This window comes from Aminobacter sp. DSM 101952 (assembly GCF_001424795.1).
GTDB lineage: Bacteria > Pseudomonadota > Alphaproteobacteria > Rhizobiales > Rhizobiaceae > Aminobacter > Aminobacter aganoensis.
The window spans coordinates 57,794-81,703 of record NZ_LMCL01000014.1; the positions used below are offsets into that span (position 1 = coordinate 57,794).

Annotated in this window: 16 protein-coding genes and 3 pseudogenes; 9 read left to right on the forward strand and 10 right to left on the reverse strand. The window is 58.0% G+C overall.

Translation table 11 applies throughout. The features are described 5' to 3' along the window. Window positions 1-1,514 precede the first annotated feature (1,514 nt). Window positions 1,515-2,084, reverse strand: coding sequence for a hypothetical protein (locus ASC75_RS13145; RefSeq protein WP_156381254.1), 570 nt, complete (start codon window positions 2,082-2,084; stop codon window positions 1,515-1,517). A gap of 137 nt (window positions 2,085-2,221) precedes the next feature. Here ASC75_RS13145 and ASC75_RS25505 point away from each other — a divergent pair, with 137 nt between their 5' ends. After that, window positions 2,222-2,479, forward strand: a complete 258-nt coding sequence (locus ASC75_RS25505; RefSeq protein WP_280137957.1) for a helix-turn-helix transcriptional regulator — start codon at window positions 2,222-2,224, stop codon at window positions 2,477-2,479. Window positions 2,480-2,631: 152 nt separating this feature from the next. Here the strand turns inward: ASC75_RS25505 and ASC75_RS13150 are convergent, their stop codons facing one another. The 6 genes and pseudogenes from ASC75_RS13150 to ASC75_RS13170 all read right to left on the reverse strand — a co-directional run bounded on the left by ASC75_RS13150 (window position 2,632) and on the right by ASC75_RS13170 (window position 11,860). Beyond that, complete coding sequence (locus tag ASC75_RS13150) at window positions 2,632-3,417, reverse strand: CoiA-like domain protein (RefSeq protein WP_210309545.1); 786 nt, start codon at window positions 3,415-3,417, stop codon at window positions 2,632-2,634. A gap of 129 nt (window positions 3,418-3,546) precedes the next feature. Next, complete coding sequence (locus ASC75_RS13155; protein WP_055975847.1) at window positions 3,547-5,448, reverse strand: UvrD-helicase domain-containing protein; 1,902 nt, start codon at window positions 5,446-5,448, stop codon at window positions 3,547-3,549. Continuing rightward, window positions 5,445-7,784, reverse strand: a complete 2,340-nt coding sequence (locus ASC75_RS13160; protein WP_055975851.1) for an AAA family ATPase — start codon at window positions 7,782-7,784, stop codon at window positions 5,445-5,447. Before ASC75_RS13160 ends, ASC75_RS13155 begins: the two co-directional genes overlap by 4 nt. 333 nt (window positions 7,785-8,117) lie before the next feature. Continuing rightward, window positions 8,118-8,860 (reverse strand): annotated as a pseudogene (locus ASC75_RS25510) (NYN domain-containing protein). Between the two features lie 252 nt (window positions 8,861-9,112). Then, the gene (locus tag ASC75_RS13165; RefSeq protein WP_055975854.1) at window positions 9,113-10,957 is read right to left on the reverse strand and encodes an ABC transporter ATP-binding protein; all 1,845 of its coding nucleotides are present in this window, start codon (window positions 10,955-10,957) and stop codon (window positions 9,113-9,115) included. Between the two features lie 18 nt (window positions 10,958-10,975). After that, the gene (locus ASC75_RS13170; protein ID WP_055975857.1) at window positions 10,976-11,860 is read right to left on the reverse strand and encodes a LysR family transcriptional regulator; all 885 of its coding nucleotides are present in this window, start codon (window positions 11,858-11,860) and stop codon (window positions 10,976-10,978) included. A 156-nt stretch (window positions 11,861-12,016) separates the two neighbouring features. Here ASC75_RS13170 and ASC75_RS13175 point away from each other — a divergent pair, with 156 nt between their 5' ends. The 8 genes from ASC75_RS13175 to ASC75_RS25515 all read left to right on the forward strand — a co-directional run bounded on the left by ASC75_RS13175 (window position 12,017) and on the right by ASC75_RS25515 (window position 21,984). Continuing rightward, entirely contained in the window at window positions 12,017-13,597 is a 1,581-nt protein-coding gene (locus ASC75_RS13175; RefSeq protein WP_082496562.1) for an amidohydrolase family protein, read from the forward strand. Further along, window positions 13,588-15,660, forward strand: a complete 2,073-nt coding sequence (locus ASC75_RS13180) for an alpha-amylase family protein (protein ID WP_055975863.1) — start codon at window positions 13,588-13,590, stop codon at window positions 15,658-15,660. Before ASC75_RS13175 ends, ASC75_RS13180 begins: the two co-directional genes overlap by 10 nt. Before the next feature lie 79 nt (window positions 15,661-15,739). Beyond that, window positions 15,740-17,260 carry an ABC transporter substrate-binding protein gene (locus ASC75_RS13185; RefSeq protein WP_082496563.1) on the forward strand — a complete coding sequence of 507 codons (1,521 nt, stop codon included), beginning with the start codon at window positions 15,740-15,742 and terminating at the stop codon, window positions 17,258-17,260. Next, window positions 17,206-18,249, forward strand: coding sequence for an ABC transporter permease (locus ASC75_RS13190; protein ID WP_244487831.1), 1,044 nt, complete (start codon window positions 17,206-17,208; stop codon window positions 18,247-18,249). The genes ASC75_RS13185 and ASC75_RS13190 overlap by 55 nt, the downstream gene beginning before the upstream one ends. Then, window positions 18,246-19,100, forward strand: a complete 855-nt coding sequence (locus ASC75_RS13195) for an ABC transporter permease (RefSeq protein ID WP_055975873.1) — start codon at window positions 18,246-18,248, stop codon at window positions 19,098-19,100. The genes ASC75_RS13190 and ASC75_RS13195 overlap by 4 nt, the downstream gene beginning before the upstream one ends. Next, entirely contained in the window at window positions 19,100-19,816 is a 717-nt protein-coding gene (locus ASC75_RS13200) for an MBL fold metallo-hydrolase (RefSeq protein WP_055975876.1), read from the forward strand. The genes ASC75_RS13195 and ASC75_RS13200 overlap by 1 nt, the downstream gene beginning before the upstream one ends. A gap of 1 nt (window position 19,817) precedes the next feature. Next, on the forward strand, window positions 19,818-21,143 hold the full coding sequence (locus tag ASC75_RS13205; protein ID WP_055975879.1) for an amidohydrolase: 1,326 nt from the start codon (window positions 19,818-19,820) through the stop codon (window positions 21,141-21,143). After that, window positions 21,136-21,984 carry an MTAP family purine nucleoside phosphorylase gene (locus ASC75_RS25515; protein WP_162244920.1) on the forward strand — a complete coding sequence of 283 codons (849 nt, stop codon included), beginning with the start codon at window positions 21,136-21,138 and terminating at the stop codon, window positions 21,982-21,984. Before ASC75_RS13205 ends, ASC75_RS25515 begins: the two co-directional genes overlap by 8 nt. A 277-nt stretch (window positions 21,985-22,261) precedes the next feature. Here ASC75_RS25515 and ASC75_RS26555 read toward each other — a convergent pair. The 3 genes and pseudogenes from ASC75_RS26555 to arsB form a co-directional block, all read right to left on the reverse strand. Beyond that, window positions 22,262-22,457 (reverse strand): ArsC/Spx/MgsR family protein (locus tag ASC75_RS26555; RefSeq protein ID WP_280137958.1); only part of this gene is annotated, 196 nt, incomplete at its 5' end. Window position 22,458: 1 nt separating this feature from the next. Beyond that, window positions 22,459-22,784: pseudogene (arsC, locus tag ASC75_RS26560) on the reverse strand (arsenate reductase (glutaredoxin)); the annotation flags it as partial. Next, window positions 22,784-23,828 (reverse strand): annotated as a pseudogene (arsB, locus tag ASC75_RS13220) (ACR3 family arsenite efflux transporter). The pseudogenes arsB and arsC, both read right to left, overlap by 1 nt. Between the last annotated feature and the right edge of the window lie 82 nt (window positions 23,829-23,910).

The window sequence follows — 23,910 nt, forward strand, 5'->3', positions numbered from 1 at the left end:
TTGCCACCGAGCACCAACTACTCCCGGACGCGATTTGGGCAGATGGAGTTCGCTGCACCTGACTTGTATCTGGATGTCGAGCCGATCGCCCGCTTGACTGGAAATAGTTCTCCCGATTTCCTCGAAGGCGCTGGCCGCTTTCCAGCGTAGGTACATTGTTCGAGAGCCAGGAGAGGCATATTTCAGACAGGCAGCAAAAGACTTAAGCTGGGGGTACCCGCTTGGACGCTGTCATTCATACGGACCATAGCTTGGAGGAATGCGTACGGGGTGCGATCGCGCATGCTTGTCTCGGCCCACACGGGAACGACACAACTTTACATCTTTAAGCAATGGGTGGCCCAGGAATGGGGGCTCCGGCTCACCACCATACCGTCGAGGAAGTTCTGACGGTGCTGGCAGGCACAGCTGTCGCAGTGGATCGGCCTCTCGCACCGGCAGCACCGCGCCACGTTGTGGCCAGTGCAGTCTCCGAAAAGATGTGTTGCCGGCGCTTGTCGGTTATTAGCTGGCGGAGGGTGTTCGAGGTCATGTCGCCACCATCTCCGTTGAGACAGGCGCAGGAAAAAACATAATGAATTTGCGTGCTGCCGACTGTCCCACTTTTTTCTAACCTGCTGATTCCGCTTGGTTAAGGCTCCCCGGATAAGATTCGGCTTCCGATGGTGAGTCGAAAGCGCCGCGCGAAAGCGTCGATATGGTTGAGGCTCCCTGACTACAGGAGAGTTACGCTAGGTGTTGCTGTCGGGAAGGGCGGCTTGCTGCTGCTCGGCCTTCAGCAGCTTGAACACATTCAGCCAAGCCCGAAAATAAGGCTCGTTGCCGTCGGCTTGCACGGCACACCAGCAGGCAACATCGACGGCCGCCTCGNCGGGAAGGTCGGCTTGCTGCTGCTCGTCCTTCAGCAGCTTGAACACATTCAGCCAAGCCCGAAAATAAGGCTCGTTGCCGTCGGCTTGCACGGCACACCAGCAGGCAACATCGACGGCCGCCTCGTTGAACCGAGATTTGAGCGATGCCGCGACGCCCGCAGGGTCAGATGCATGCCAGGAACGGGCACCTTCAACAGTGGCTTGATCGTCCATGCAGATGGTCTGCCAGAGCTCAGTGGCATGTCTGTCTGCAAATGCCGAGCGGCTGTGAAGTTCTGAAAAGTCCGGGGTGTTGTCNCTTGCACGGCACACCAGCAGGCAACATCGACGGCCGCCTCGTTGAACCGAGATTTGAGCGATGCCGCGACGCCCGCAGGGTCAGATGCATGCCAGGAAGCGGCACCTTCAACAGTGGCTTGATCGTCCATGCAGATGGTCTGCCAGAGCTCAGTGGCATGTCTGTCTGCAAATGCCGAGCGGCTGTGAAGTTCTGAAAAGTCCGGGGTGTTGTCGTTCGTGTGCAATTTGAAAGATCCAGTTGATTGGAGTTTTTCACTCTCAATTTTCGGTAAGGCGTAATCCTGATCCAGAAGGTTGCGGGAAAAAGTCGGAAATGGATGGAGAATATCGCAAAACTCAAGTCTATTTTTCAATGTTCACAGGTAGGTCAGATAAATATTTCAAGTCGTCGATAATAGATCTAATGTGAGGCCACGGAAATTTAGGGTCGTCGTCACACTCCTTGCCTTCAAGCAGAATGACTTCGAGCTTGGCGATGACGCCTTCAAGCGTTCCTGCGGGCGTTGCCGCAAGCTGCTCAAGAATTTTTTGCTGTGTATCAGCGGCACGCTGCTCCGCTTCCTTGGCGCGGGAATAGCCGAGTTGGGCATCCTTGATTTGCCAGCGGGTTTGGCGAGCCGCGTCGGAACGTTTGCAGAGGGTAGGTGACGTAGCATGGATCTGCTCAGTTTCCGGGAAGCCGGCGATCCTGGCGAGCTTGCCTTCCAGTTTCTGCTGGCGGCGGCAAAGAGCCAGTGTTCGCTGGCGGGCTGAGTTCCAAGCTTGCCCAACTGTGACAGCAAGGTCTGAGACAGCGATTCGTTGGCCAACCTTGGAATTGGCCGCCTGACGGTCCTTGTGGCTTGCATGCATTTCCATCTTTCGCCCGCGCGTGACGAAAGGCAAAGTCGTGCTATTGTCGGAATCAGCCATGATCCGAGCTCCAACCAGCTTGGGTTTGGTCAGGCAGGTGCAGCAACATCTCGTCGGCCGTCTGGCTAGGTTTACCAGCTGCCGCTATTAACACGAGTTTTTTGACCAATGTCAATCAAAAATAACGACTTTAGATAATGAGTTCGATTTCAGTGGAGCAGTGCAGAGCGGCCAGGGCTATGCTTGGTTGGAGCCAAGGTGAGCTAGCCGAGGCTTCCGCAGTCTCAAAGACAACTGTCGTCGACTTCGAGCGGGGAATACGTACTCCTCATCGCAACAATCTTGGCGCAATTCGTCGGGCATTCGAGCTAGCGGGCATCTCGTTCATTCCGGAGAATGGCGGTGGAGCAGGCGTGCGCTTCGAGAAGCCAGCGACTGGTCCCCGAGATGCGTAGTTTAGCCACGCCACTTCAGGCTAACTTTGCCTTTGCGCAAAAGCGGACGTGAGGGGCTGAGACCCGTGAATGGCCGCTTCGCGCCCGGACGCGACGAAGAACATCTGGGCGCTCAGTGCGCGGGGGCGCTTCCCGGATTGTTCGCGGATTGACTAGTATTTTGGCGACTTGGGGATTGGATAGAATCGCGTCGCAATGTCGATTGCGCGGGTTTCGGTCATCGCGTCATGCACGAACTTACGCTTATCGACGCGTCGTATGCACGGCAGGCCACTCGTGTCGTAGGTTTCCAGCTTCACAAATAGATCGTCCCCAAAGTCGATGTAGACCGGGCACGTCGCATCAAGCCAGGTTTTGCGCGGGCGCACCCAATCATATTGGTGATGGCCGCAATAGGACGCCTCGATATCGTTCTGGATCGTATGATAGCTCTCGATCCATCCACCTTTGAGGGTCGCCTTGGTTGCGTCGGGGTAGTGGTCCCGGTTTCTCGAGAGCCGGAAAAACATGCCGTTCGCAGTGCCCCTCATCGGGCGCGTGGCTTTGGCCCACACAAGGTCTTGGGCCAGCTCCGACTCTGGGTCCGGCAGCATGTGATAAATGTCGAAATTCTGGCGGAAGCCGCGCCCGTCGATCACCCAGACTAGGTTTTGATAGAATGCTTCGCGTGAATGACGCTCGGCGTCGGTCATGCTCGAGTGCTGGACCTCTACGTAAATACCACTGGCGGTCTTGATGTCGGCGCGATGGATTTCCCCATTAGGCGCTACGTGATGGATTTCGCGGCACTCCACCGGAAACAACCCTTTCCATTCCCGATGCCACACGGTTTCATTTTCCCACCACGGATCGCAATCGCGGCGGGAGACATGCGCCCAATGGTGGATGATGCGCGGGCCGCATTTAGCAACCATCGCTGCGCCGCAGGTAGCGCACATTCCGCGCGCTCCTGACGTGGCCTCGCGCCGTTCGCTTTCGACTATCGCGTACTGAATGACGAAAACCTCGCGTTCGTTGGCGTGTGTTTTAACGATTGCACGAGTACCTGCGCGCGAACCGCTGCCGTCCTATGCCGGAAGGCCAACAAAAACCTCATCCTCTTTGAAAAGGTTTGACTGGATCACATGCGCTTTCATCGCGCCGGGATCGGCTGAGTAAGCAATAAGCGCCAAGCTCGATCTGGCTCGGCTGCAAGTGACGTAAAACAGCCGTCGAGTGCGATCGATTGAGGAATCCTTCCCCTCTTGAGCATTCTTCAAATCGCTGGCGCTCAGCCCTTTGGCTCCAAGCAGCTTGTCGTATCCGAATAGAAAGCCGCGTGCGTCCCCGTCGTCCATGAGGACCATTACGCGATCAAATTCGAGGCCTTTGACCCCCTGATGGGTGTCAAAGGAGGCCTCGTGCGCGACATATGAAGCGTAGGGCGCAATCATCGAGAACGGACAATCCAGAAGGGTCAGCAGCGCGGCGATATTGTCGCCAACCGGGTCAGCCTCCTCGTCGTCGTCAGAAACGACCGGCTCCGCACTCAATGCTGCCAGGGCGGCTTTGAGGCTATCGGGCACAACAAATAGATTGGTGCTCGCGACGTTTTCCAGAACGGCGCCGCAAGTGGGTTCGCCATTCGCCCAGAGCGACATCAGGCTATCGATCGCCGCCTGCGCGGTGCGCAGTTGATTTAAGGGCTTTTCGGAGCCTTTAAGCGTGTCCTTGCTCAAAAGCGGCGACGCTTCACGGATGAGCTTGGTCGCAAGGAACTTATCGCCTCGTTGGGTGGCCGTAACGAGCGGAAGAACGCTGTGCGTGAAAAATCGTGTCGGCGCGAAGCTGCCGTCGAGAAACGCTGTGCGGGACGCTTCGATCGGCGCAATCGCCTCGAACAGCTGCCCAAACCCCATCCGCTTCGCGGCCATGTGGTGCTCGAGCGTGAGAATCTTACACTGGTCGCGGTCACTCCAACCCGCATCATCGGTGAGAGCTGCCATATAGGCACGAACCTCATCCTCCATCGCGGGCTTATCCGGCGTATCGACGGGGAACACGAACAGTCGCGCCCATCCTTCAATCGCGTCGTCGCGAGGCTCCTGAACCTGCTCGTCTGCACCCAATCGAATGGCGTTGATAAGACGCACAATACGCTTGGGGCAACGATGGTTCAGCACCTTCTCGGGCGTTTTCCAGCCCGGCGGCAACGAGCTTTCGATGTTCTCTTTGCCGTCCAGATAAATGCGCTGCATGGTGTCGCCGATGAGTCCCAAGCAGAAACGGCTCGCGTGCGCCTGTTGAACCGTCAGGAGGGCGTCTATCAGCGTCTTGTTTGTGTCCTGGCTCTCGTCGATCAGCAGGAACGGATATTTCTCGACGAACATTCGCTGCATTAGCGACTTCTCAAGCAGGAAGGTCGCAAAAATCTTGATGACTTCACTGTGATTGAGGGCGTTGCGCTCGCGGTTATCGCTGTTGGGATTGTAGGTGAAAGCCTTGATCTCATCGAGTCGAGCAAGGCGACGCTGCTTTGATCCAATTGACGTCAGCCGCGCTGCGGACGCTTTCGTACCGGCGCGGCCCTTGGCCTCCTCGGCTGTCAAATCGGCGATTTCCGTCTGAAGATTTACGCGCAGCCATTCCCGTATGTCGGAGTTGAACCCCTGAATTTGCGACCATGCAAAACTATGGATGGTTTTGACGACGAAGAGCGGATCATATTCCAGCCGACGCGTGATCTCGTCACAGGCAGCGTTGGTGTAGGTGATGACCGCGACGTGCCTCGCCCGCAGCCGAAGCGTATCCCGATATTTTGCAGCGATGTGCCTAAGTGCGTTGACGAGTGACCGGGTTTTCCCGGAGCCTGCCCCAGCGAATAAGAAGAAACTCGTTGGATTTTCCAGATCGAGATACGACGCGATCTCGTCCTCGACCGGATCGTCGCGCGTGACATTCGATCCAACTGAAGCGCTATCAATGTTCACGCGGCGATCTCAACGCCAGCCTCGGCATCGGCGCCAGCCTCGGCTTCTACCGGCGCTATCGCGACCAGCCCCAGCTCGGTCTGCTTCTGCTCAAGCTGCGCTGCCAACCACAGCAAGCCTTCGCGAATGTATTTGGGCGGTTTCAGATCACTGGGATTGTCGATCTCAAGAAGGTCTAGCGCGAATTCGGCTTTGCCGCCCCCCTTCAACGTTTCTTTCATGGCTGCGCTGAGCGCCGCAAAATCAACGCTATTCTCGATGTCCGACCGGAATTTTGCGATGAGGCCGGTACCGGGAAGCGTGGAGAAAAATTCGATGTTGGCGACGACGATCGCGTCTTCCAGCGTGTACGCCAAAGCTTCGGCTGTGGCACCCTTGAACTCGACCTCGATCGGGCATTGATACGCGACGCGAAGCGTGAATTGTTCTGCGTCATAGTCCTTGGATTTTTCGGCCTCGGGCTTGTCCAGCAACGCGTCCAATTCCGCGATCTCGGGCCACCACGTTTTGAGGGTGTGGTTGCGCGTCGTGTAGTTCGCCCCACGCATGGGCGCCGCACTGGAACCCGCCGCGTCGCAAGAATCGATGTCAGTCACGACCAGCGTCGTTAGTCCGATCTTCTCGATGAGGCTGCGTAGCTTGTGGGCGTGGCTGCCTCCGATTTCGAGCCATGTGATGTAGCTCTCAGCGAGCTTATGAAACTCGGTGTGCGAGTTTACTAAATGGGGAACGAGAATGCGCTCTGCCGGTCCTTCGATCAGCACGGCGGCGTCGGCAAAGAATAGATCGCAGTGCGTGACTTTCAGGTAGCGGGTCACGAAGCGCTTGGTTTCCTGCTCGCCGCCGAAAGCCTCGCCCACGTTCACCACGCATGATGTTGGGATAGCGTGCTCACGGGCCGGGAGCCTTCGGAAGTAGCGCAGAGAGTCAAAGTGACATTCGTGGGCAATGTGGCTGGAATGGGTGCTCACCACAATTTGTGTCACGAAGTTAGAATTTGCCCCTAAATGATCGTGATTACGAAGGATCTTGTAGGCCTGTCGGATAAAGACCTGTTGCACCTGGGTGTGGAGATGCACCTCGGGCTCTTCAATCAGAACAAGATGCAGCGGCGGAATGATCGCGTCATCGGACGCTTTGCTTTGCGCCTTTCCAACTCTCATCCAGCTGTCGCGAAACGCCATCAGACGGAACACCATAGAAATGAGGTTCTGATAGCCGAGCCCATTGGAATCTTCGGGCAGATACAAGTTGATTGGAGCGCCGCCCGTTTGAATCGGCACGACAAATTGCACTGCGGCATCGTGGTTGAGCCCTTCGACGGGGCGCAAGCGCGTTGAGATATTGAGTTTGGGATCTGTGACGCCGGGATAGCCAAGCGTGTGCATCTCCTTAAGCGGGCTTTCAAAGCCGTCGCTAAGGCGGACATTGAATGCCTCTTGGGCTTCCTCGATCGCCTTGAGCGCGAGAAGGTCTTTGGCATCCGGATTTTCATACGGATCAAGATGGCTTTTATAGTATTGCCGAAGCTGGGACGAGAGTTTGCGAGACGTCGAACCCGATCCAGACGCATCGCCGTCGTCAATGTTGCTTTCGCCGGCATGGCCAAAGCCGCGTTGCGCGCTGATTTCGTCAATGCGGATAAGCCCCTTGAACGGATCGCCCTCAATGGGCTCACTTCCGTGCAGAGCCTGCGGTTGGGCCCGCCCATGCTGCGGATCGACGCATGCGGTCGGATCCAGCACATAGGTGTGAATCGTGAAGTAATGCGTGACGCGGCGTTGCAGAAATTCGACCAATGTCCGCGGCCAGATCGCGACTTGAAACTGTGCAACGTCCTGACCTTGTTCTTCTGCAAGCGCAGCGCCCGCAGTTTGCAGATCGCGGGCATTGGAGCGGGCTGCCAGGTAATCTTTCTGGAGTTGTTCACGATCCTTTGGTTCGTACCTGACGCGAACGCCAAGGCGGCCTCCCCCCCAATCTAACGTCGGCAGGATGCCCTGAACGTAGTGCACTTCGTTTTCTTCGACCTGAATCCAAACGTCGAGAAACGGCAGGAACGCATCCCACTCCGGTTCCGGCAGGGCTTGCTGCGCTACGTGCGCCGCCTCCCAGGCAGCACCCATTGCGTCGATTCTCGGCCAATGAGACAGCGTAAAATCATTGAAGCAAAAGCTGGTTCGTTCCCGATCGACGAGAAAGTACCGCAAGGCCGTGATAGCTGAGGTCTTCCCGCTGTTATTCGCGCCAACGAAGACGGTCTTTTCAGCAGAAAGGCCAATTCTCGTTGAGATCAGCTTTCTGAAATTTGCAATTTCAACAAATTCTATCCGCATAGCCCCCCCGGGAGCCCGACTATATCCCAATTAGTGCGAGCTGCAATCGAAGGTAGTACATTCGAAATGGGGGTTCTGCCCGTCCAAGCCTAAGGACCACTGGGACGTGTTCGACGTCTGTCGACGCGCGCCCGATTCGTTCTCTTCGGTGGGCTTATCGCAGGTACGACGTCTGGTTTTGGAGACATCGGGCAACAAAGAAGCCGTCCTGAAGCGGCCCGATTGCAGTCGCTGTCGCCGGTTGATCGACCAGCGTCCGCTTTCGCGGTCCGGTGCCTAAAAGCCGCCAGTCGGCTTCCGGCCCCAGAAACTCCAGTTCAATGGTGCAGTTGGTCACGACCGCTGCTTAGGCTTCGCTGATGCCTGCTTGTTGCGGATGCGCATGCCCCGCCCTTCCGAATGTTCGATCTCGAAGGCATTGGTTCCGCGGACGAGATCGCTGAGCTTGCGGAAGCCAAAATTGCGGGGATCAAAGTCGGAGGACAGGTTCGCCAGTTGCTTGCCGACCTCTGACAGCGATGCCCAACCATCTTCTGTCTCGACCTGATCGAGAACGCGGCGGATGATCGGCGCGGCCGCGCTCGGCGGCTGAAGGGGTTTGGATTTGCTTCCTGCCGACTCCGTATTGGCCGGCGCGTCCGGCAGCAGGTTCTCGGTGTAGGTAAAGCGTCGACAGGCCTGGCGGAAACTCTCCGGCGTCTTCTGCTCTCTGAAGCCGAAGACATCGACACCCTGCTCGCGGATACGCGCCGCCAGCGGGCAAGATCGCTGTCGGACGAGACCAGGCAGAAGCCGTCGAAGCGACCACTGTGCAACAGATCCATCGCATCGATCACCAAGGTGATGTCGGACGCGTTCTTGCCAGTTGTATAAGCGAATTGTTGCTGCGGGATGTTTGCGCGCCGTGCCAGGACATCGATCCAGGCTTTCGATCTCGGGCTGGCGAAATCGCCATAGATGCGCCGGACGCTGGCCTCGCCCATCTTTGCGATCTCATCGAAATCGACGATCTTCGCCGACGCATTGTCTGCATCGATCAGTACAGCGAGGCGCGGGGAGCGACTATGATTAGCCATCACTGGAGAACCTTTCAGCCGGGAGCTGTTTGCTCGCCTATCGCGCGTTTCGTTGAACAGCTGACCCGCTTACGATCTGAACTCCTTGCCCTGGATAAAGCAGGTGCCTCCGGTGGTCTGAGGACTTCGGTAGTAGTTACTCCGACATGGCGGAACATTTTCACGGCTTGCAGAAGAGGCTGCAGCGGCAACCGGAAACGACCGCTGCAGCCCGTCTACCTGTCTGCCGCCATCTAATTCAGCTGCATTGTCTCAAACTTGAACGAAATGGCCGGGGTAGGCCTCGCGATATCGGCGTGAAACAGGCGTGTAGTCCACCGGCCGCACCGGCGACCGCAGTTCTGAGGATTGCAAATGCCGACGGATATGGCGTCTTGACGGGTCTGGTATCGGCACCGCGGCCATCAGTTTTTCCGTGTAAGGATGTTGCGGGTTTTCAAACACCGAAGAGCGCGGCCCGATCTCGACGATTTCGCCCAGATACATGACGGCGACGCGATGGCTGACGCGTTCCACGACAGCCATATCGTGCGAGATGAAAAGGAACGACAGGTCAAGGCTTTCCTGAAGGTCGAGAAGCAGATTGATGACCTGCGCCTTAATGGAGACATCGAGCGCCGATACGGACTCGTCGGCAACGATCAGTTTCGGATCGAGGGCAAGAGCCCTCGCTATGCAGATACGCTGGCGCTGACCACCGGAGAACTCATGCGGAAAACGGTCTGCCATATCCGCTGTCAGGCCGACCCGGTGCAACAGGTCGGCGACCTTTTCCCGGGCCTCACGCTTGGTTCCCAGCTTGTGCGTCAGATATGGCTCCGCAATGGCGTCGCCTATGCGCATGCGCGGATTGAGGCTGGCGTACGGATCCTGAAAGATCATCTGGGCACCGCGCCGCATCTCGCGGAGTTCTTGCCGTTCCAATGACATGATGTCCTTGCCATCGACCAGAACAGATCCGGACGACGGCCGCAGCAGCCGCATGATCGTGCGGCCTGTGGTGGATTTGCCGCATCCGGATTCTCCGACCAACGACAAGGTCTCCCCAGGCTGTATGGAAAACGAGACGTTTTCGACGGCATGAACGCGACCGGAGAGCTTGCCCAGCGATCCACTGTGCACGTCAAAGCGCGTCGTGAGATTCTGGACCTCCAGAACTGGACGCTTGTCTGCTGAAACCGTGTTTGTTGACTGCGGAGCGGGCCTGGATTTCCCGCTTTTCATGTCGACAAGCGGAAATCGCAGAGGCTGCATTTGACCGCTCATCGAGCCGAGCGTTGGAACCGAAGAAAGCAATGCACGGGTGTAAGGGTGAGAGGCATGCTTGAAGATTTTCGACGTTTCGGCAGTCTCGATGTTCTCCCCGCGATACATCACCACGGTCCGGTCGGCCATCTCGGCCACCACGCCCATGTCGTGCGTAATGAAAAGAACCGACATTTCCTCTTCATCCTGCAATCCCTTTATCAAATCCAGCACCTGTCCTTGGATGGTGACATCGAGCGCTGTTGTTGGCTCATCCGCAATGAGAAGCTTCGGGCGACTTGCAAGCGCCATGGCGATCATGACCCGCTGCCGCATTCCGCCGGAAAACTGATGCGGATACTCACTGTAGCGGGAGGCGGCTGATGCGATCTGGACCTTGTCCATGAGGCGAAGTGCCTCGTTTTTGGCGTCCGCACGTGCCAGTGACCGATTGTGGCAAAGCAATGCTTCGGCGATTTGGTCACCAACGGTGAAGATCGGGTTGAGACTGGTCATAGGTTCCTGGAAGATCATCGCCACGTCGCGGCCGCGCACCTCGCGCATTTGCCTATCGGACAGTTTTGATATCTCTGAACCGCCAAGCGTTATCGATCCTTCGATACGGCTCGTGTGTTTCGGCAAGAGCCGCATGATTGAAAGCGAGGTGACACTCTTGCCAGAGCCCGACTCCCCGACGATTGCCAAGGTTTCTTTCGGCGCAACATCAAACGACACATTGCGGACCACCTGCCGCCATCCTCCGTCGATCCTGAAGGAGGTCGTCAGGTTGGAAACGGACAGGACTGGCACTGCTGTTTTCAGCCCTTGTCCGGTGGAAGCGATTGCTAGCATTTGATGGTCCTTTGGCAATCAGAAACGATTGCGGGTTATTTGCAAAAGAAAGTCTACGACTGCGCGAACCTTGACCGGCGTCCGCCTATGGGCTGGAAAGACGATAGAAATCGGGTCGGCCTCGATCTCGAAATCGTCGAGAAGCGAGACCAGATCACCGCTTTCGAGGTCTTCGCGAAAAATCCACCAGGTCGCCTGCGATATTCCAATGCCGGCCACGGCAGCTTCGCGGAGGATGTCCCCGCTGTCGGTCACGAGGCTACCCGCGACGCGGACGACATGATCTTCTCCACCTGGGCCCTTGAAGTGCCAGTTGGAGCCGAAGCCGCCGACGAGGCAGTTGTGCCCAAGCAGATCGTCTGGCGTTTCAGGTCTGCCGTGACTTTCAAGATAGGCGGGCGACGCCACCGTCTTCTGCGGGCCACGCAGGAGAATTCGATTGATGAGGCGCGAGTCGGCCAACCGCCCGGAGTGCACGACCAGATCGTAACCGCCTTCGATAGGATTCGCGGTCTGGTGCTTCATGGAGAGTTCGAGGGTCACGTCGGGATAGCGCTGGTAGAAACCTGCAAGTGCCGGGATGACTGTCCGCCGACCGAACGACGGGGGCAGTGCGATCCGCACAAGTCCGCTTGGCGCAATACTGCGCTCGCGCACCGCTGCCTCCGCATCGTCCATATCTTGCAGGATTTTCCGGCAACGCTCGTAGAACTCGGAACCATATTCAGTCAGATGCATCCGGCGCGTCGTTCTATGAAACAGTTGAGCACCCAGATCCTCTTCCAGACGCGTGATGCTTTTGGTGACTGCGGAAGTCGAAAAGCTCAGCGTGCGGGCAGCCGACGTAAAGCTGCCCAATTCCGCAACGCGCACGAATGCCAGTATGTCCTGAAACTTGTTCAACTCTGGAATATGTTCCCGCTCATTTTCTAGGCAAGTTGATAACCAGCTTCACCGAAATGGGGCAATCGCCGGCTATCAGCCGCTTTTGGGCTACCATACAGCAATTGACGTGGCGTCCAGAGGCGATGTGGACCATCGAGCCGCGGGAACTGGAAAATGATTTTTTCCAAAAAGCCGTATTCAACTTGCCCTTCCGTTCCGCAAAGAAAGGGAAAGAGCCGTAACCGGCCAGAGAACGTGAAGAATGGAATCGGCGTGAAAGCCATCTGGTTGAACAATGCACTTTGTCTGCTGGAGTCGGCCCACCAATGGGTGGCGCATCGACGTTCCATCGAGGTCAGGAACGGCCTCATTGCCGGGTTGCACGAGCCCGGTTCCACCATTCCAAGCGATTGTGAAACCATCGATGCTACGGGCCTCATCGCCATACCTGGTCTCGTCAACTGCCATAGCCACTCTCCCGACAATTTGATCCGTGGAACCACAGGCGATCTGCCGCTTGAACTTTGGTCTCTTTCCTCATCAGCCGGACGCGAGAGCCGCACGGCGCGCGAGATATATGTTTCAACGATGCTTGGTGCTGTCGAAATGATAAGGACCGGCACGACAAGCGTTCTGGATCACGTGCGTATCTCGCCCGACATAGACTGTGAAGCGCTTGACGCCGTCGCCAGGGCCTGGCGGGACAGCGGCATGCGCGCCACGATAGCGCCAGTGGTGTCGGATCGTATGATCGTCGAGACGATGCCCTTCGAAGCAGAGGACCTCGAAGACATCGACCTGTCAGCTTACGGCCGCCGCCAGCCGCTGCCGGCAACAACACAGATGGACATTGCCGAGAATTTCTTTCAGCGCTGGCACGAAGCCGATGGCGGCCGAATTCGTGTGGCGATTGGCCCCTCGGGGCCACAGCGCTGTTCTGACGACCTGCTGGCAGCCGCCGCGGATTTCAGCAGGCGCAACGATACGCTGCTCCACACGCATGTGTTGGAGACCAGAACTCAGCGCGAGATGGGATTTCGGCTCTATGGCCGCGGCATGATTGCCCACCTCAAGGATCTGGGTGCTCTCACGCCGCGTACCAATCTTGTCCATTCGATCTGGCTGGAGCGGGACGACGCGGAGACAATTGCTCGGATGGGTGCAAGCATCATCCACAATCCGATTTCAAATGCTCGGCTCGGAAGCGGTTTCTGCCCCCTGCCAGAATTGTTGCGCGTCGGCGTGCGTGTCGGGCTTGGCACCGACAGCGCGTGCTGCAACGACAGCAACAATCTACTGGAGGCGGTCAAATGGGCCGCCATCCTGCACAATTCGCTTTCGCAGGATGAAGCCCATTGGACCGGCCCGCATCGGGCATTGTCCTTGGCAACCATAGGCGGCGCAGACGCACTCGGATTGGAAGGCGTAACCGGCAGGATCGCAGTTGGTCACGCGGCCGACTTGGCGTTCTTCCGCATTGCCTCGCCCGCCTTCGCGCCGCTTAACGACGCTGTTCGCCAGCTTGTGTTGGCGGAAACCGGTTCCGCCCTCGCAATGGTCATGATTGCTGGGCGGATCGCGCAGAAGGATGGCCGGGCAACTCAAATCGACGAGTCCGAACTCTGGGAAGAGGCGCAGGCCCTGTCTCAAAGGCGGCAGCACGACAACCGGAACGCCTATATGGCAACGAACGGACTTGAGCTGCCGATCCGACGCATGCGTTCCCGCATCATGGGAGGCTGTGCATGTCACTAGACTGGACACGTCGCCCCGTCAGATTCTTCCAGCATCTGCTGCGTGAGGCGGATGCGATCGATCTCGACGTGAACGATTTGATCGCAGAGATCAAAAGTGTTGGCGCAAACGGCTGCATTGCGATGGGGGGAGGATTTTCCGCCTGGTATCCGACCAGACTTTCCTCGCAACAGATCAACCCGCATCTGTCGTTCGATTTCCTCGGCGCTTTTCTGAAAGCCGCGAAGCCTGAAGGTGTTCGCGTGCTGGTCCGCATGGATATATCCAAGGGCCGGGAAGGCATGGAACTTGTCCACCCTGATTGGTTCGTTCAACGTGAGGACGGCAGCATCAGTTCCGTCTGGTCGATGCCGCAGATCTGCGCGACTGGCCCATTCTGGCAAAACGAAACATTCGCGATCCTGGACGAGATTCTGGCCAGCTATCTGGATGTGGACGGGTTCTTCTTCAACTACCTGCATGTGCCGAGGTGTCATTGCCCACGCTGCGTCTCGATGGTTTACGAGGCAACCGGCCAGAAGATCCCGCACCACGGTATTCGTTCTCCGGCCTACGAGACCTGGCGCCAGGATTTCCTGGCCGACTACATGGGCCGCGTGCGCAACTTCATCCGCGAGCGAAAATCGGAGGCCGCGCTGGTGCCCTATCATCATGTTCATGACGGTTGGGACATCGCCCGGATGTCCGAAGTCAGTGACATCATAGGATCTCAGATTTCCAATCCGGTCATGCCAAACCCGGTCGACCCGCAGCCGGCATGGAACCACTGGGCAGCAGAAGAAGCATTGACGGCTCGCGCCCTCAAACCGGGCAACGCCCCGCTTCTCATCCAGACCACCTCGGAAGCCTTTGCCAGTCGTCAGACGGCGATGCCGGACGCGCGTTTGGTCCACAATCTGATCCAGGCTGCGGCACATGGGGCGAGCACGGCCCCGGCCGTCAACGGGTTGCTCAAGCAGGACGATCCTCGCTTCGTCCCGGCTCTGCAAGAACTCGGGCTTTATCAAGCCGGGCAGGCAAGGTGGTACGAAGGCTTGCGTTCGATCGCGCGCATCGCGATCGTCAAATCCGAAGCAAGCCGTCTCTGGGGACCGGATGCCGGGCGGCCGGCGGGTGCGCCTGATGGCTGCGGCCATGTTGCGGAGTTTCGTGGGTTTTTCGAAATGGCTACCGATCTCCGCTACCCCTGCGACATAGTGGTGGCCGGCAGCCTGCGTTTTGCTGAGCTCGAGCGCTACGAGGCAATCCTGCTGCCCGCTATCCATTGTCTTTCGGACGACGATACACACACGCTCGACACTTATGTCCGTAATGGTGGCAAGCTGATCGCCAGCGCCGATCTTGCAGCCTGCGATGAGAACGGCGTTGGGCGCTCAACCCCATCGCTTGGTTGTTTGCCGGGAATTCCCGGAGGAAGCCATAGCGTGGACGGCGCCTATTTCGCCTTGTCCGATGCGAGTTTCCGAAGCGTACTTGAAGGCATTCCTCATGTCGCTGCAGCGGGAGACTTCTGGATACCTTTTTCCTCGGAAAGCGGAAACGGTATCGATCTTCGGTTGATTGGTCCCTTCCCGAACAACGCACCGGAATTCACGCTTGTGGACGGCCCGGGCACAGCACCGGGACTGATCGAACGCGAGTTCGGTCTGGGCAAAGCGATGTGGCTGCCCTGGCGCATAGGGTCCCTATACCACCGCTTCTCCATGCCCGAGTATCGGCAACTGTTCGGCGTCTTGCTCGAAACCGTGGCCGGTTCTGCGCCAGTGAGTACAACCGCGTCCTCGGCGGTCGAGCTCATTTGCTATGAGCACTCGAATGGCATGGTGCTGCATGCACTCAACGGGGCGACCACACGAACGAAGGGTTTGACCGAACTTACGCCGCTGGCTGGGTTCGAAATCACGGTGAAGACCGACGCAGTTAGGGCCATTGACCTTCAAACCGGCGAAGCACTGCCCGTTCGCAAGACACACCAGCATCTGACCATGCGAATTGATCGTTTGGAGAACTTCATGGCAATCGCCGTTCCAGGAGGCGAGGGCCGAGGGGATGACGTGACATGAGGCTGATCAGCAACAAGGCTGCCTCAGTGGTTGCCGCAGCATAACAAGCTCCCGAAAGAGCACAAAGAAGGGTGAACTTATGAAACACATTCTTAGACGCAGCTTCCTGCTTGCCACTGTGGCGACAACGCTCGCCTGCAACTTGCCTTTGATCGCGGCTGCCGGAGAAGCAGGGACGCTTGTCGTAGCCCAGCCGGCTGACGCCTATTCCATGGATCCGGCGAAGCACTCGGCTTTCCCGACAGCAAACATCCTGTTCCAGATCTACGATGGTCTCGTCACCATGGACGGGAAGGGAGAGTTGGTCCCAGCGCTGGCGACATCATGGAGCAATCCGGATCCTCTGACTTGGCGCTTCAAGCTGCGTGAAGGCGTCAAGTTCCACAATGGCGAACCGTTCAATTCACAAGCGGTGAAGTTCACTTTCGACCGCGCGCTCGATCCGAATTTCAAGGCGCCTTACTACTCCCGCATCGCAGCCATCAAATCGGTCGAAGTTGTGGACGACTACACGGTTGACCTCAAGACAGAAAAGCCCTTCCCGACGATGCTGCTGTCGCTTTACGAAGCATCGTTTCCCGCACTGATCGTTCCACCGACATATACGCAGGAAAAGAACGGCGACGCGCTGGGAGCGGCCCCTGTAGGTACGGGCCCCTACAAATTCGTCAAATGGGTGAAGGACGAGGAAGTCGTTCTCGAAGCCAACCCGGACTACTGGGGCGACAAGCCAAAGATCGAGCGGGTCGTTTTCCGTCCCATCAAGGAAACACGCACGCGCATCGCGGAGCTGAAAAGCGGAGGCGCGGACATTGCTGTCGATATCCCGCCCGAGGATGTTTCTTCGCTCGAAGGCGGAGATACCAAGGTCGAAACCGTCTCGAGCGACTTCCTCTACTTCCTGGCCTTCGACACAACGCGTGACACACCGCTCAAGGACAAGCGCGTCCGCCAGGCGATCAACTATGCAGTGGACGTCGATGCCATTCAGCAGGCCTTGCTCAATGGCACGGGCAATCGCATTGCCCTCACTCTCCCGGCGAACGGATTTGCCTACAATTCCGAATGGACGCCCTATCCTTACGACCCCGAAAAGGCAAAGCAGCTCCTGACAGAAGCCGGATATCCTGATGGGTTCTCCATCCCGTTGATGACTCGCAAGGGTCGTTTCCTGAAGGACAGCGAAATCGTTGAAGCGACCGCCGGCTTTCTTCGAAAGGTCGGCATCAAGGCCGACATTCAGTATCTTGAGCCCGGCGTTTGGGGCCAGATTTCTGAGAAGAAGGGCAGGGAAGGCATCACCTTCCCGGGATGGAGCGGGCGCGATCCCAATCTGGTCTGGTTCCCTTTGCTGAAGACGGGCCAATACCAGAGCTATTTCAGCAATCCCGAACTTGACCGGCTGCTGGATGAAGGCGGAGCGACAATTGATGCGGCCCAGCGCAAGGCGATCTACGAAGAGGCAGCAGTCATAATGAAGGACGAGGCGCCTCATCTGCCGATGATCCAGCCGCCGCTGATCTATGGCCTCAACAGCAAGCTGAATTGGAAGCCGCGTACCGACAGCATGATCGACCTGCGCGAGGCGAGCTTCAACTGATCTTCGATGCTACGTGGCATCCTGGCCACGGAAGTCTGAGCAACCTTGCCGATGGAGCGGTCGCGACTTTGTCCTCTTTCCTAACATCTCGAATATTGTATGCGATCGCCGTGGTTTTCGGCGTCTCGCTTGCCGTATTCTTCCTGATCCGGCTCGGCGGAGATCCATCCGCTCTGTTTCTGCCACCTGAAGCGTCGGTGGAAGAGATCGAGCGGTTCCGCCATCTCATGGGCTTCGACCGCCCTCTCGTCGTTCAATATCTCGACTTCATCTCCAGGGCGCTCCAGGGCGATTTCGGCATGTCACTGCGTTACGAGCAGCCGGCGATGCAACTCGTCCTGGAGCGGGTCCCTGCCACTCTTGAACTCAGCGGCATGGCGCTTGCACTGTCGCTGGTCGTGTCGATACCGCTTGCCATCCTTGCTGCTGCCTGGCGCGGATCAGCGCTCGATCGGGCAAGTCTTCTCGTATCCCTTATTGGCCAGAGCTTTCCGGCATTCTGGCTTGCGATCATGCTGATCCTGCTCTTTTCCGAAACGCTTCATGTTCTGCCGCCATCGGGACGAGGCGGATGGCAAAATCTCTTGATGCCGGCAATCGTGCTTGCGACCTATTCGACGGCGATCATCACCAGATTGCTGCGCTCGTCGATGATCGAAGTTCTTCAGTCCGACTACATCCGCACCGCGCGCGGCAAAGGCATGAGCGAAGGAAGCATCATATTCAAGCATGCGCTTCGCAACGCCGCGATCCCGACCCTGACCGTAATCGGACTTCAGGTCGGTGCGTTGCTGGGCGGTGCCGTCATCACCGAGGAAGTCTTTGCTTATCCCGGTATCGGCAGGCTTGCGATCCAGGCGATTGCAAACCGCGACTTTACCGTCGTGCAGGCTTTCGTGCTCGTCATGGCCGTCACGATCGTTACCGTCAATCTTCTCGTAGACCTGTCTTATGGCTTGCTCGATCCACGCTTGAGGAAGAGCAAATGATCCTTTTCCTCAGGCGATACCTGGATAGCCGCCTCGCAACCTTCGGTCTCGCGCTGGTGCTGATTGTCGTGTTCGCGGCCTTGTTTGGCCACTGGCTCATGCCATTTGATCCCGAAGCGCAGGACATCATGCAACGCCTGAAGCCACCGCTATGGGGCGGCGAGGGGGGGCTCCATCTTTTCGGAACCGATGCGCTTGGCCGAGATATCTTCAGCCGCTTGATCGCTGGCGCGCGCGTTTCGCTTCTCGTCGGGGTCGCTTCGGTCATCATCTCGGGAACAATAGGTGTCACGCTCGGCCTGATCGCCGGCTACGAGGATCGATATGCAGGCCGTATTCTCATGGCCATTACGGATATCCAGCTTGCCATACCGTTTCTTGTCCTGGCGCTTGCGATGGCCGCTGTGGTTGGGCCTAGCCTCTGGAACATCGTCGTGATCCTTGGGCTGACCAATTGGGTGCAGTATGCCCGCGTTGTGCGTGCGGAATCCCTGGTCCTGCGTGAACGAGAATTCATCCAGGCTGCACAGACGATGGGCATCTCGGTTCCGATGATCCTGATGCGTCACCTGCTGCCTAACGTCATGTCTTCCGTGATCGTCATCTCGAGCCTGCTCGTTGCCAAGATGATCCTGTTCGAATCTTCCCTGAGCTTTCTTGGCCTTGGCGTGCCGCCCGAAATGCCGACTTGGGGAACGATGATTTCGGAAGGCCGCAACTACGTCGGAAACGCCTGGTGGGTGGCGACGGTGCCCGGCTTTGCGATCTTTTTCACCGTGGTTGGTATCAATCTTTCTGGTGATCGGTTGCGGGATCTGCTCGACCCACGTCTGAGGCAGGTGGATTCCTGATGGCCGAGCCAAGCTATGAAATCCTGCTCTCCGGTTTCCCAGGACGGACACCGCGTGGCTTCCTTGGCTGGAGCACGACCGTGCTTCTTCACACAAGGGATGGTCATGCATTGTTTGATACGGGCGGCGCCGGCGATCGACCCGGTGTTCTGGATGCGCTTGCCCGGCGCGGCCTGACGCCGACCGATATTAGAACGGTCGTGCTGTCGCACCTCCACTTCGACCATGTCGCTAATGTCGAGTGCTTCCCGAAGGCGGAGGTGGTTCTTCACGAAACCGAGCTTGCCTATTTCGACGAGCACAAGGCAGATGATCGTGCCATTCCGCTGTTCCAGGTCGAGGGCTTGTTGCGTAGCCCGCAACTTTCACTCGTTTCCGGCGAACTCGACGTCTTGCCGGGCATTCGCATGATCCGGACGCCGGGGCATACCGGCGGCCATGCATCTCTTGTCCTGTCCATAGAGGGAAAGTGTGTCGTTCTCGCGCAGGATGCGATCAAGCATCGCGGCGAGATCGAGACGCAAACCTCGGTTGGTGCTTTCGATGCTGCTGCGGCCAAGGCGAGCATCCAGCGCATTGCCGGCATGGCTGACGTCGTCGTACCTGGGCACGACGCTCCATTGCACGTCTCCAACAGCAAGGTCGTAGCTGCGGGGACCCTTTCGGAGGTTATCAGTCTTTCGCTGGAAGACCGTTGTTTCGTGATGGAGATTTGACATGCGTACTCTCCTCCACAACGCATTTGTCTGCACCGGGCTGCCGAACGGCTTCATCAAGGACGGCGCGATCCTGATCCAGGGTTCTAAAATTGCCTGGGTTGGCTCCTGTTCCGCGTTGCCTCCGGAGGCTGTGACGGCCAATCGGATGGATCTTGGCGGAAGGGTTGTCATTCCCGGTCTCGTCAACACGCATGCGCATGGCGGCCTTTCGACGCATCGTGGCTGCTGTGACGATGGGGACTTGTTCCAGTGGGCTGCCGCGCTTGCATCCCATACGTCTTCGCTTACGATCGAAGACAATCGACGCGGCTGTACGCTGGCCACGCTGGAAATGGTGCGCAACGGCATCACGACCGCATGCGACTGCACCCGTTACGGAGCCGGAGTATTTGCATCGGTTGCCAGCGAAATCGGCATGCGCTCGCTCAGCGGCGCCTTGGCAAATTCACCGGAGTTGCGGCTAAACGGTCGGCCGAACTGGCCGCTGGCGCTCCAGGAAACCAAGGAGGCAATGAACGTCCACGCAGGGAACGGTCTATGTCGGTTCTACCTCGGCGGGCATTCACCTTATAGCTGCACCCCTCAACTCCTCATCCAGATAAAGCGCGAGGCCGAAGCTCTCGATCTGCCTTTTGTCATCCATCTCGCCGAAAACCGTCGCGAGAACGAGATGATCCTTGAACAACATGGAAAATCGTCGCTCGCCTGGCTCCACAGTCTCGGCGTATTGGATCGCCGAGCGATACTGGCACATTGCGTGTGGCTCGATGATGATGACATGGGCATGCTTGCCACAAGTGGCGCTGGCGTTGCGCATAATCCTGCGAGCAATGCCAAGCTTGCGAGCGGCGTCGCTCCGGTGCCCGCTCTAAGACGGCATGGGATTCCGGTTGGCCTGGGCACGGACAGCACGCTCTCCAATAACTGTCTCGACCTTTTCCAGGAGATGAAGTTTTCGGTCCTTCTGCAACGTGCGGTCTCGCTCGAAGGCTCCATCATGGGAGCTGCCGACGCCTTCTCCATGGCAACTATTGAAGGCGCCCGCGTTCTTGGCTGGGATGATGACATAGGCAGTCTCGAAGCTGGTAAGGAAGCAGATCTCGTCGTTCTTGCGCTCGATCACCCTCTCGGGCTGACGCCAGAACGCGTCCTTTCCGACATCGTCTATCGCGCCGGCCCGCAGCATGTGCGCAGCGTCATGATCGCGGGCAGAACCGTCTTCGACGATGGCCAGTTCACGTTGGTCGACGAGGCGGCAGCTCGAAGAGCAATACACAAACACTATCAGTCACTTGCAGTAAATAAGGAAGTATATGATGCATGAAGCTCCTGTCGGCCTGATTACCAGTGCTGCCTCCGAGAACCTCCTTCAGGACCGGCGAGCGGAAATGATTGCAACGCCGTGGGGCGAGGCGCCGGTCTTGCTAGGCAAAATAGGTGGACGAGAGACTGCCGTGGTACTTCGTTACGGCGAAAAACTCACCTTGCCGAGCCACAAGATTAATTACCATGCCAACATCTGGGCATTGCGTGAGCTCGGCGTCGAATCCATAGTCTCTCAAAACGCTATTGGTTCTGTAAATCCAGCCATTCGGCCGGGCGACATTGTCGTTTCCGACGACTTCCTCGACAGGACGAAGTCCCGGGCGCTATCACTCTTCGACGACAGCGAGTGTTGGGTACGGGTTGATTTCACCGATCCATTCTGCCCTCGGCTGCGCACCGAGTTGATTGCTGCTGCAAACAAATTCAGCAATCGGGTCATCGAGCGCGGCACCTTCGTTTGCACTGAGGGGCCGCGCTTCGAAACGCCGGCCGAAATCCGGGCTCATCAGCTCGAGGGTGGGGACATCGTCGGCACGCCGCTGGTTCCCGAAGTCATATTCGCGCGGGAGGCTGAGATGTGCTTCGCCTCAATAGCGCCGGTCATCAATTTCGGGTCCGGAATGGCGCCAGCCGTTGTACATTTTGGCCCTGGCAGCATGAACGAGATCTACTACAAGGAAGGCCTGCACGATCTGATCGAAAAGACATTGATCGAGGCGATCTCGGCACTTTCGATCGAGCGCACATGCAACTGCCGCAACGCGCTCGTAGGCGGCTTCAATGGCGAACCGCCCGCATGGATGAAGGCCAAGAGTACAGCTGCGTCAGAGCGAACCTAGCGTTCGGCATAAACGCTGGCATGGAGTTAACGGGTCGACTAGAAGTCGCTATAACAAGATGCACGGGCGCGCCAGCGTTAGGAAAACGTGCTTAGGGTAGTTCCTGCTCCAATGCGGCAATGGACCTGGAGTTAGTTCATCGATCCCGCGCCTGGAAAAACGGTGCGGGATCGAAAGCTGGGCTATTTGAAGAGCATCGGCCTCTAGTCTAGCGATTAGGCAGCTTCTGCAAATTGCCGCTGAGCAGCCCTCAAGGGCTCACTGTATGTTGGGCACGTCACTCAACGCGGTTCCCTTCCGCATCGATCAGCATATCGCCATCCTCCTTGTAGAACGGTCCCTTCTGGGGAAGCGGTAGGATGGCGAGCACGATATCTGAAGGTCGGCTGAGGCGCACGCCCCATGGCGTGACAACGAACGGCCGATTGATGAGGATCGGATGCTCGATCATGGCATCCAGAAGCTGGTCGTCGNTCTGAAGGTCGGCTGAGGCGCACGCCCCATGGCGTGACAACGAACGGCCGATTGATGAGGATCGGATGCTCGATCATGGCATCCAGAAGCTGGTCGTCGGCCAGCGTCGGATCGTTCAGGCCCAGTTCCGCATAGGGCGTTCCTTTCTGCCTAATGGCTGCGCGCACGGTCAGGCCCGCTTTGGAAATCAGCTCCTGAAGCACCKCGCGTGTTGGCGGCGTTTTCAGGTACTCAATGACCACGGGCTCGACCCCCGCATTGCGGATGAGCGCAAGCGCGTTGCGGGACGTGCCGCAACCGGGGTTGTAGTATATGGTGACGTCCATCAGGTGATCCTTTCGCTTGATTTGGCGGCGGACACGGCGGATCCCCGCTCGTACCAGCCCTTGCTGCGGTTCACGATCCACACGACCGACAGCATCACGGGCACCTCGACCAGCACGCCGACGACGGTTGCCAGAGCCGCGCCGGACCTGAAGCCGAACAGGCTGATGGCGGCCGCCACCGCCAGTTCGAAGAAGTTGGATGCGCCGATCAGCGCCGAAGGACCCGCAACGCAATGCTGCTCGCCACAGATGCGGTTGAGCAGATAGGCCAGGCCTGAATTCAGGTAGACCTGGATCAAGATCGGCACGGCCGGCAGCGCGATGATCGCCGGTTGGGCGATGATCTGCTCGCCCTGGAAGCCGAACAGCAGGACCAGTGTCGCCAGCAATGCCACGAGGGAGAGCGGCTGGAGCGTATGAAGCAGGCGCTTGAGCGCCTTCTGTCCACCCAAGGCGAGCAGTCGCCGACGCAGGACCTGCGCAATGATCACCGGAATGACGATGTAGAGAATAACCGACAGGACGAGTGTGTCCCACGGTACCGTTATCGCGGACAGGCCGAGCAGCAGGCCGACGATCGGCGCGAAAGCGACCCCCATGATGGCGTCGTTGAGCGCCACCTGTGACAGCGTGAAATGCGGTTCGCCTCTGGTCAGGTTGGTCCACACGAAGACCATGGCCGTGCAAGGGGCCGCCGCAAGGATGATGAGGCCCGCAATGTAGGAATCGATCTGGTTGGCCGGCAGGTAGGGGCGGAAGAGCCAGCCGATGAAAAGCCAGCCAAGCAGCGCCATCGAGAACGGCTTCACCGCCCAGTTGATGAACAGCGTGACCCCGATCCCGCGCCAATGCCGGCCGACCTCTCCCATGGCGGCAAAGTCGATCTTCACCAGCATCGGGGTGATCATCAGCCAGATCAGGGCGGCGACCGGGATGTTCACCTTGGCGATCTCGGCGGCGCCGATGGCGTGGATGGCCCAGGGATATGCCCACGAAAATGCAGAGCGCGACCCAGAGGGTCAGGTAGCGTTCGAATGCCGACATGATTTCCGTCGTCCAATTTAACAGCAGGCCGTCGCAAGGGCTGGCTGGCAGATGGCCGGATTGCCTGCGCAGCAGTCCTCCA

Excerpts from the sequence above, each read along its gene's own strand:
- ASC75_RS13175 (WP_082496562.1), top strand. The coding sequence starts at position 12,017 with ATGATTTTTTCCAAAAAGCCGTATTCAACTTGCCCTTCCGTTCCGCAA.
- ASC75_RS13145 (WP_156381254.1), bottom strand. The coding sequence starts at position 2,084 with ATGGCTGATTCCGACAATAGCACGACTTTGCCTTTCGTCACGCGCGGG.
- ASC75_RS13195 (WP_055975873.1), top strand. The coding sequence starts at position 18,246 with ATGATCCTTTTCCTCAGGCGATACCTGGATAGCCGCCTCGCAACCTTC.
- ASC75_RS13150 (WP_210309545.1), bottom strand. The coding sequence starts at position 3,417 with ATGTGCGCTACCTGCGGCGCAGCGATGGTTGCTAAATGCGGCCCGCGC.
- ASC75_RS13185 (WP_082496563.1), top strand. The coding sequence starts at position 15,740 with ATGAAACACATTCTTAGACGCAGCTTCCTGCTTGCCACTGTGGCGACA.
- ASC75_RS25505 (WP_280137957.1), top strand. The coding sequence starts at position 2,222 with ATGAGTTCGATTTCAGTGGAGCAGTGCAGAGCGGCCAGGGCTATGCTT.
- ASC75_RS13160 (WP_055975851.1), bottom strand. The coding sequence starts at position 7,784 with ATGCGGATAGAATTTGTTGAAATTGCAAATTTCAGAAAGCTGATCTCA.
- ASC75_RS13165 (WP_055975854.1), bottom strand. The coding sequence starts at position 10,957 with ATGCTAGCAATCGCTTCCACCGGACAAGGGCTGAAAACAGCAGTGCCA.
- ASC75_RS13200 (WP_055975876.1), top strand. The coding sequence starts at position 19,100 with ATGGCCGAGCCAAGCTATGAAATCCTGCTCTCCGGTTTCCCAGGACGG.
- ASC75_RS13205 (WP_055975879.1), top strand. The coding sequence starts at position 19,818 with ATGCGTACTCTCCTCCACAACGCATTTGTCTGCACCGGGCTGCCGAAC.
- ASC75_RS13180 (WP_055975863.1), top strand. The coding sequence starts at position 13,588 with ATGTCACTAGACTGGACACGTCGCCCCGTCAGATTCTTCCAGCATCTG.
- ASC75_RS25515 (WP_162244920.1), top strand. The coding sequence starts at position 21,136 with ATGCATGAAGCTCCTGTCGGCCTGATTACCAGTGCTGCCTCCGAGAAC.